Below are 9181 nucleotides of genomic sequence, written 5' to 3'. Positions count from 1 at the left end.
GGCCGGATGGGGATGCAGATTGCGAGGCGGGTTGCCGCCGCGGGAGTGCCCGTGGTGGGCTTCGACCCCGCGCCACACGCCGCGGCATCGCTGCGGCAGGGCGGCATCGAGGCCGTCGCCAGCCTCGCTGATTTGGCGGCGTCGCTGGCGGCGCCGCGGGTCATCTGGGTGATGGTTCCGGCCGGGGACGCAACCGAGGCGGTCGTCGGAGGCCTCACGAGCCACCTGGCGCCTGGGGACGTCCTCGTCGACGGCGGGAACTCGCACTTCAAGGACTCGATGCGGCGGGCCGCAGCCGCGAGCGGCCGGGGCATCGGATTCCTGGACTGTGGGACCAGCGGGGGGATCTACGGCGAGCGGGAAGGATTCTGCCTCATGGTTGGAGGAAATCCACAGCCGGTTTCAACAGTGGAGCGGATCTTCAGAATCCTTGCTCAAGAAGGCGGCTATCTGCACGTAGGACCAAGCGGATCAGGTCATTATACCAAGATGATCCACAACGCCGTCGAGTACGCATTGATGGAGGCGTACGGGGAGGGTTTCGAACTGCTGGCTGCCCGGAGGGATTTCAACATCGACGCGGGAAAGGTGGCGCGCCTGTGGGGAAAGGGGAGCGTCGTCCGGTCGTGGCTCCTCGAACTCGCGGCGGACGCGCTGGAGAGAGACCCGGGGCTGGGCGGCATCAAGGGGTATGTGGCGGACACCGGAGAGGGGCGATGGGCCGCTCTTGAGGCCATCGAGCAGGGCGTGCCCGTTCCCGGCATCCAGACGGCCCTCATGCAGCGACAGCGTTCCCGCCAGGATGATTCCTTCTCTGCGAAGCTCGTCGCCGCCCTTCGTCACGAGTTCGGAGGACATGAGGTTGTGCATGAGAAGTGACGTGACATCATATGAAAAGTGCAAGCGAAACAGCTTTATTCGTCACCTTGATGCAGTAGCTGATCGTCACTGATTCATTGTCTGTGGAAAAAAAGGAAAGTCAAACACCGGCATTCCGCGCCGGGGATTTGAATCGCCTCATCATCTTCACTCGTTATCCACAGCCAGGACTGGCGAAGACTCGCCTGATATCGGTCCTGGGTGTCGACGCCGCAGCCGACCTGCAGCGCGCCATGACGGAGCGGACGCTTCGGCGGATAGCGCCAGCGGACGCGCCATGGACGGTCGAGGTCCGGCACGAAGGCGGATCCTCGGGCGATGTGCGCGGATGGCTGGGCGAGCGGGCGCAGGTGACGCCGCAGGGGCGGGGCGATCTTGGGGCGCGCCTGTTGGCCGCGTTCGAGTCCGGGTTCGGCGGCGGCGCCGAGGCCGTGGTGGCCGTCGGGTCCGACTGCCCGGAGTTGGGAGCGGGGGACGTGGGAGACGCCTTTCGGGCGCTGGCGGGCGCGGACGTCGTCTTCGGCCCCGCCCACGACGGCGGCTACTGGCTTGTCGGCTTGCGGTCCACCGGGCGGCGCGCCGCGGCGGAGTTGTTCGGGGACATTCCGTGGGGCGGGGACCGGGTGCTCGACGCGAGCCTCGCGGCTGCCGAGGGGGCGGGGCTCTCCGTGGCGCTGCTGCGAGCCCTGGCCGACGTGGACCGGCCCGCGGACCTCGGGCACTGGGAGCGGGCCTGCCGGGACGACCTCGCGGTTCCCGTGGTTTCCGTCATCGTGCCGGCCCTGGAGGAAGCCGGCCGGATCGGCGACCTCGTCGGCGGCCTTCGGGCCGCGCCCGGAGTCGAGGTCCTCGTCGTCGACGGCGGGAGCGCGGACGATACCGTGCGCGTCGCGGCGGCAGGTGGCGCCCGCGTCGTGCGGTGCGGGCGGGGCAGGGCCGTCCAGATGAACGCGGGGGCGGCCGTCGCCTGCGGCGACATCCTCCTGTTCCTGCACGCCGACACGCAGCTCCCGGCCGGGTGGGAGGACGCGGTGCGCGGCGCCGTGAGCGAGCCGGGCGTCGCCATCGGCGCGTTCGGCTTCGCCACCGATTCCCCGCGCCCTTCGCTGCGCGCGATCGAGCGGTGCGCGAACTGGCGCGGGCGCCGGCTCGGGATTGTCTTCGGCGATCAAGCCCTCTTCATGCGCCGCGCGGACTTCGTGGCGGCAGGCGGTTTCCCGCGCCAGGTCCTCATGGAGGACTGGGAGCTGGTCCGGCGGCTGCGGCGGCGGGGGAGAATGATCATCCTGCCGCAGCAGGCCGTCACCTCCGCCCGCCGCTGGCACGCGCGTGGTCCGTGGCGCACCTCCGCCCGCAACGCGCTGATCACCGCCGCCTACGCCGCGGGAGTCTCGCCGGAGCGGCTGGCCCGCTGGTACGAAAATGGGGGCAGATCTATTTTCCGGGAGGAACGTGCTGAGCGACGATGACTGCGCGAAAAATAGATCTGTCCCCATTCTCTGAACATCCTTGACACGTGCCTTAACCGGGGAGTAAGGTTCCGCCGTTTTGCAATCGGCAAGCATGGGAAACTGGTTATTCACGGCTCTGAATCCTGGAGCTGAGCCGCTGGCGACCGCGGGCGCGGCCGTCATCCTGCTGCTCCTGCTGCCCGCCGTGGCGCTCGTGCTGCGCGGGGCGCAGCGGGCCCTCATCGCCGTCGGCTGCACGCTGGCCGCCGCGGCGTCGTTCCTGGCGGTGGCGGCCGGCGCCGTCTGCGTTTCGCGCGGCGCGGTCTCCGCCGCGACCCTGCCGCTGGGGCTGCCGGACCTGCCGTTCTCCGTGCGTCTCGATCCGCTCGCGGGCTTCTTCCTCGTCGTCGTCGGCCTGCTCTCGCTCTTCGTCTCGATCTACTCGCTCGGCTATCTGCGCGGCTACCTCGAGCACCGCACCGTCACGCGCCTCATCGTCTTCTACGGGCTCTTCATCGCGGGAATGCTGCTGGTCGTGCTCGCGAACGACGCGCTCTTCTTCCTCGTCGCCTGGGAGGTCATGGCGCTGGCCTCGTACTTCCTCGTGATCTTCGAGGACGAGCAGGTGGCGAACCGGCGCGCCGGCTTCCTCTACCTCGTCGTCGCCCACGTCGGCGCCGTGGCGATCCTGCTCGCGTTCGGGATCCTCGCCGGCCTCAAGACGGGGTTCTCGTCGTTCGCGGGCTACTCCTTCGACGCGATGCGCGAGGCGACGCTCCCCCCGAAGTGGGCGGCCGCCGCCTTCCTGCTGTCGCTGTTCGGCTTCTCGGCCAAGGCGGGCGTCATCCCGCTGCACGTCTGGCTCCCCGAGGCGCACCCGGTCGCGCCCTCGAACGTCTCGGCGCTGATGAGCGGCGTCATGCTCAAGACCGCGATCTACGGCATCGTGCGGGTCTCGTTCGACCTGCTGCACGGTCTGCCGTGGTGGTGGGGCGCGCTGATCCTCGTGCTCGGGCTGATCTCGGCGGTGCTGGGCGTGCTCTACGCGCTGATGCAGCACGACCTCAAGCGGCTGCTGGCGTACCACTCCGTCGAGAACATCGGCATCATCCTCATCGGCATCGGGCTGGCGCTGATCTTCCGCGCCTTCGACCTGCCGCTGCTCGCGGCGCTGGCGCTCACGGCGGGTCTCTACCACACGCTCAACCACGCGCTCTTCAAGGGGCTGCTCTTCATGGGCGCGGGCGCCGTGCTCCACGCCACCGGCGAGCGCGACATGGAGGAGATGGGCGGGCTGATCCACCGCATGCCCTGGACGGCCGTGTTCTTCCTGATCGGCTGCATCTCGATCTCCGCGCTGCCGCCGTTCAACGGCTTCGTCTCGGAGTGGCTGACCTTCCAGGCCTTCCTGCTCTCGCCCTCGCTGCCGGTGCCGCTGATGAAGCTGCTCGTGCCGATGGGCGCGGCGCTGCTGGCGCTGACCGGCGCGCTCGCCGCCGCCTGCTTCGTCAAGGCCTTCGGCGTCACCTTCCTCGGCCACTGGCGCGGGCACCGCCGCGAGCAGGTGCACGAGGCCGACTGGACGATGCGCGCCGGGATGGGCCTCGCCGCCGTCTCGTGCCTCGCGCTCGGCGTGCTGCCGCCGCTGGTGCTCGACTGGATGGACTCGGTGCCGCAGGCGCTCGTCGGCGCGCGGACCGGCTCGCCGGTCGCGGGGCTCGGCTGGCTCTGGCTCACCCCCGTGGCGCCCGAGCGCGCCTCCTACTCCGGCGGGATCGTCTTCCTCGGGCTGCTGCTGTGCATCCCCGCCGTCTACCTGCTGCTGCACATCCGCCCCGGCGCCATCAAGCGCGGACCGATCTGGGACTGCGGCTTCGAGAAGCTCACGCCGCGCATGCAGTACACGGCGACCGCCTTCGCCATGCCGATCCGGCGGATCTTCGGCCACCTCTTCGCCGTGCGCGAGCGGGTCCGTCCGTCCGCGTTCCCCGGCGCCGCGCCGTACCCGCGGCGGCTGCACTACTCGCTGCGGGTGCGCGACCGGTTCTGGAACTGGCTCTATCGGCCGGTCGGCGCGGCGAGCCTCGTCCTCGCCCGGCAGGCCGGGCGGCTGCAGCAGGGGCGCATCCAGTCCTACCTGATCTACTCCTTCGTCACCATCCTCGTGCTGCTGGTGTTCCTGCGATGAACGCCTACCCCTTCTTCCTCGAGGTGCTCCAGGTGGCCGCGCTCGCCGCGGTCGCGCCGCTGTTCGCCGGCTGGGTGAAGATGCTCAAGTGCTGGTCGCAGGGGCGCTCGTCCCCGGGGCTGCTCCAGCCGGTGCGCGACCTGAGCAAGCTCTTCGCCAAGGACGTGATCCTCGCGGAGAACGCCTCCTGGATCTTCCGCTTCGCGCCGTACCTGATGTTCGGGGTCGCGCTGCTGGCCGGCGGCGTCATCCCGATCCTCTCGGTGGACCTGCCGCTGGCGCCCACGGCCGACGTCATCGTCATCGTCGGGCTCTTCGCCATCGCGCGCTTCTTCACCGCGCTGGCGGGCCTGGACATCGGCACGGCCTTCGGCGGCATGGGCGCGAGCCGCGAGATGACGATCGCCTCGCTCGCCGAGCCGGCGATGCTCATGGCGGTCTTCACGATCTCGCTCGGCAGCTCGACGACCTCGCTCGCGCAGATCGTGCGCAGCATCCAGAGCGGGCAGCACCTGCTGCTGCGGCCCTCGTTCGCCTTCGCGGTGCTGGCGTTCATACTCATCGCCCTCGCCGAGACCGGCCGCATCCCGGTCGACAACCCGGCGACCCACCTGGAGCTGACGATGATCCACGAGGCGATGATCCTCGAGTACTCGGGCCGGCACCTGGCGCTCGTCGAGTGGGCGAGCATGATGAAGCTCTCGCTCTTCGCGTACCTCGGGATCGCCGCCTTCTTCCCCTGGGGCATCGCGGTCTCGCGCGACCTGCGCGCGCTCGGGCTGGCGTTCGCGGCGATGGTGCTGAAGCTCGCCGGCATCGGCGTCGGCATCGTGCTCATCGAGACCGGGCTGGCCAAGATGCGCATCTTCCGGCTGACCGAGTTCCTCGGCGCCGCCTTCCTCATGGCGACGCTCGGCATGCTCTCGTTCTTCATCCTGGAGTAGAGCCCGTGAACCCTGAGCTGGCGGCCCGGATCAACAGCTTCCTCGCGGCGCTCGTGCTCCTGACGGCGTTCGCGATGCTGGCGCAGCGGCGCATGAACGGCCTGATCCACCTCTTCGCGTGGCAGGGACTGCTGCTCTCGGTCAACACCGCGATCGTCGGCTACGTCGCCGCGCGCCATCACCTCTACATCTCGTCGCTGCTGACCCTCGCCCTCAAGGTGGTGGCGCTGCCCTACATCCTGCACGTGCTCATCCGCCGGCTGCGGATCCACAAGGAGATCGAGGTCGTCGTGAACATCCCGACGACGATGCTCGCGGGCATCGGGCTGGTGGTCTTCTCCTACCAGCTCACCTCGCCGATCATCCAGCTCTCGACCATGGTCACCCGCTCCACGCTGGCCGTCGCCCTGGCCACGGTGCTGCTCGGCCTGCTGATGATGATCACGCGCCGGCACGCCGTGACGCAGATCATCGGCTTTCTCGCGCTGGAGAACGGCCTGTTCTTCGCGGCGACGAGCGCGACCTACGGGATGCCGCTGGTGGTCGAGCTGGGCGTGGCCCTCGACATCCTGATCGCCGCCTTCATCTTCGGGATCTTCTTCTTCCACATCCACGCCACCTTCGAGAGCCTGGACGTCGAGCAGATGGCGCGCCTCAAGGAGGGGGAGTAGATGACCGAGGCGATGCTGCTCGGCCTGCTGCTCGTCCCGCTGCTCTCGGCGCTCGCGCTGGCGCTGGTCGGCGACCGGCGCCTCGCGCCGGAGGTCAACATCCTCGGCTCGGCGGTGACCTTCGCGGCGAGCCTGCGGCTGGCGATGGAGGTCCACGCCAACGGCAGCTTCATCGGCGGCGGCAAGTTCTTCTTCGTCGACGCCTTCAACATCTCGCTGGCGGTGCTGACCGCGTTCGTCTCGCTGACGACGGCGATCTTCTCGCGGCGCTACATGCGGCGCGAGCGCGAGCACGGGCGGGTCGGCCACTACGGCATGCGCTTCTACCACGCCATGTACCAGATGTTCATCTTCGCGATGCTGCTGTGCCTGCTGACCAACAACGTCGGCGTGCTCTGGATCGCGATGGAGCTGGCCACGCTCTCGACGGTGCTGCTCGTCTCGCTCTATCGCACGCCGACGGCGATCGAGGCGGCCTGGAAGTACTTCATCCTCTGCGGCGTCGGCATCGCGCAGGCGCTCTTCGGCACCGTGCTGCTGTACTTCGCGGCGGAGCGGGTGCTCGGCGAGGGGGGCGACGCGCTGCTCTGGACGAACTTAAGCCAGGTCAGCGGCCAGCTCGAGCCGACCGTGCTCTCGCTGGCCTTCGTCTTCCTCATGGTCGGCTACGGCACGAAGGTCGGCCTCGCGCCGCTGCACAACTGGCTCCCCGACGCGCACAGCGAGGGGCCGACGCCGATCTCCGCGGTGCTCTCGGGCCTGCTGCTGAACATCGCCCTCTACGCGCTCGTGCGCTGCAAGGCGCTCGTGGACGGCGCCACCGGGACGCGCCACGCCGGGAACATCATGATGGGCTTCGGCATCCTCTCGATCCTGGTCGCGGCGTTCTCGCTGCTGCGCCAGCGCGACATCAAGCGGATGTTCTCCTACTCCTCGATCGAGCACATGGGCATCGCCACCTTCGCCTTCGGGCTCGGCGGGCCGATCGCGACCTTCGGCGCGCTGCTGCACATGCTGGTGCACTCGCTGGCCAAGTCCTCGATCTTCTTCACCGTCGGCCACGCCTCCCAGATGAACGGCACGCAGGAGATGTCGCGGATCCGCGGCCTCTTCAAGGGCAACCCGCTGGTCGGGTGGGGGCTGATGCTCGGCGTGATGGCGATCGTCGGTCTGCCGCCCTTCGGCGTCTTCACCAGCGAGTTCCTCATCCTCACGGCGACCATCAAGGATGCGCCGGCCGCGGCGCCGTTCCTGCTGCTCGGGCTGGGGGTGGCGTTCGCGGCGCTGCTGCGGCGTGTCCAGCCGATGGTCTCCGGCGCGCCGCCGCCCTGGCAGACCCCGTTGAAGGCCGCGCACCTGCCGGTGCTGCTGCACCTGGCTCTGGTGCTCGCGCTGGGGCTCTACCTGCCGGTGTTCCTGAGCGACTGGTTCCGCACCGCCGCGGAGCTGCTGCGATGAGCCGACTGCTGCATTCGCTGGCGGAGGCTCTCGGCGCGGACGTCGCGGCGGACGCCAGCCTGCGCCCGGCGTCGGTCGCCGGGTGCGCGGTGCCGCGGGCGCGCTTCGCCGAGGCCGGGGCGGTGCTCAAGGACGCGCACGCCATGCTCGTCGCGGAGTGGGCGGCGGACGAGAGCGCCTTCGGCCGCGGCTTCGGCGTCTACGCGTGCTACCGCTGGGCGAAGGACTGCGTCGTCGTGAAGGCGGAGCTGCCGGCGGGCGACCCGACCTTCCCGACGCTCACCGGCAGCTGGGCCCCCGCCTTCCGCTTCGAGCGGCAGATGCACAGCCTGATGGGCGTCGTGCCGTCGGGCCACCCGGACCTGCGCCCGTGGATCGCCTTCGAGGACTGGCCCGCCGGCGCGCACCCGCTGCGCAAGGGCTTCGACGGGACGCGGCCGCTGGCGCGCGGCGCCGGGGACTACGCCTGGATCCGCGCGGCGGGCGAGGGCGTCTACGAGATCCCGGTCGGCCCCGTGCACGCCGGGATCATCGAGCCGGGGCACTTCCGGTTCCTCGCGGTGGGCGAGGACGTGGTCAACCTCGAGGAACGCCTCGGCTATGTCCACAAGGGCATCGAGAAGCGCTTCGAGTCGCTGCCGTGGGGCGAGGGGCACCGGCTGGCCGGCCGCGTCTCGGGCGACACGACGGTGGCGCACGCGCTGGGCTACTGCATCGCGCTCGAGGCGCTCGCCGGCTGCGAGGTGCCCGAGCGCGCGCACTGGCTGCGGGCGCTCCTGCTGGAGCGCGAGCGCATCGCCAACCACCTCGGAGACCTCGGCGCGATCGCCAACGACGCGGCGTTCGCGTTCCTCTGGTACCAGATGATGCGCCTCAAAGAGGGGCTTCTGCGGACCAACAGCGCGCTGTTTGGCCACCGCATGACGATGGATTGCGTCGTGCCCGGGGGGGTCGCGGCGGACCTGACCGCGGAGGGGAAGCGCGCGATGGCGGCCGAGCTGGACGCCTTCCTCCCCGAGTACGAGCGGCTGGTCCGGATCTACGACGACAATGCCTCGCTGGAGGACCGGGTGCGCTCCACCGGCGTGCTCGCGCCGCAGAAGGCGCTGGAGCTGTGCGCGGTCGGCATCGTCGCGCGCGCCAGCGGCATCAACCATGACGCGCGCATCTTCCACCCGTTCCCGCCGTACGACCGGCTCGACGAGATCGAGCTGGAGGTCCCGGTGCTCGTCAGCGGGGATGTGCACGCCCGCGCCTGGGTCCGGGTGGTCGAGGTGCGCGAGTCGGTGCGGCTGCTGCGCTACATCCTCGAGCACCTGCCGGAGGGGCCCGTGCGGGCGCCCGTCGCGGCCCCGCCCCCGGGCGGCGCGGGGTTCGCGGCCGTCGAGGGGTGGCGCGGAGAGATCGTCTATTGGCTGCAGGCCGGGCCGGGCGGCGAGGTCAACCGCGTGATGGTCCGCGACCCCTCGTCGGTGAACTGGATCGGCCTGGAGCAGGCGCTGCCGGGCAACATCGTCCCGGACTTCCCGCTCTGCAACAAGAGTTTCAATCAGTCCTACTCCGGGCACGACCTGTGATGGCGGCGCTGCC

The 9181-nt window shown here is 69.9% G+C and carries 8 protein-coding genes; 7 read left to right on the top strand and 1 reads right to left on the bottom strand.

Translation table 11 applies throughout. The features are described from left to right. Window positions 1–879: decarboxylating 6-phosphogluconate dehydrogenase (gene gnd, locus VI078_02765; GenBank protein HEY5998204.1), on the top strand; the 879-nt coding region annotated here is incomplete at its 5' end. Window positions 880–953: 74 nt separating this feature from the next. Here gnd and VI078_02760 read toward each other — a convergent pair. Continuing rightward, window positions 954–1178 (bottom strand): hypothetical protein, encoded by a 225-nt coding sequence (locus VI078_02760; protein HEY5998203.1) that lies wholly within the window; start codon window positions 1176–1178, stop codon window positions 954–956. Here VI078_02760 and VI078_02755 point away from each other — a divergent pair. From VI078_02755 to VI078_02730, 6 genes are all read left to right on the top strand, one after another. Then, the gene (locus tag VI078_02755) at window positions 1077–2348 is read left to right on the top strand and encodes a TIGR04283 family arsenosugar biosynthesis glycosyltransferase (GenBank protein HEY5998202.1); all 1272 of its coding nucleotides are present in this window, start codon (window positions 1077–1079) and stop codon (window positions 2346–2348) included. The two genes, VI078_02760 and VI078_02755, sit on opposite strands and share 102 nt — an antisense overlap. Before the next feature lie 94 nt (window positions 2349–2442). Beyond that, window positions 2443–4518, top strand: a complete 2076-nt coding sequence (gene hyfB, locus VI078_02750) for a hydrogenase 4 subunit B (GenBank protein HEY5998201.1) — start codon at window positions 2443–2445, stop codon at window positions 4516–4518. Further along, window positions 4515–5462, top strand: coding sequence for an NADH-quinone oxidoreductase subunit H (locus VI078_02745; GenBank protein HEY5998200.1), 948 nt, complete (start codon window positions 4515–4517; stop codon window positions 5460–5462). Before hyfB ends, VI078_02745 begins: the two co-directional genes overlap by 4 nt. 5 nt (window positions 5463–5467) lie before the next feature. Further along, window positions 5468–6133: a formate hydrogenlyase gene (locus VI078_02740; protein ID HEY5998199.1), complete on the top strand. Its 666-nt coding sequence runs from the start codon at window positions 5468–5470 to the stop codon at window positions 6131–6133. Continuing rightward, window positions 6134–7591 carry a hydrogenase 4 subunit F gene (locus VI078_02735; protein ID HEY5998198.1) on the top strand — a complete coding sequence of 486 codons (1458 nt, stop codon included), beginning with the start codon at window positions 6134–6136 and terminating at the stop codon, window positions 7589–7591. Continuing rightward, window positions 7588–9168 carry an NADH-quinone oxidoreductase subunit C gene (locus tag VI078_02730; protein ID HEY5998197.1) on the top strand — a complete coding sequence of 527 codons (1581 nt, stop codon included), beginning with the start codon at window positions 7588–7590 and terminating at the stop codon, window positions 9166–9168. The genes VI078_02735 and VI078_02730 overlap by 4 nt, the downstream gene beginning before the upstream one ends. The last annotated feature ends 13 nt before the right edge of the window (window positions 9169–9181 follow it).

Source organism: bacterium (assembly GCA_036524115.1).
Classification (GTDB): Bacteria; JAUVQV01; JAUVQV01; order JAUVQV01; family DATDCY01; genus DATDCY01.
The sequence above is the reverse complement of the archived record's forward strand: the minus strand, read 5'-3'. Positions and strand labels throughout refer to the sequence as shown.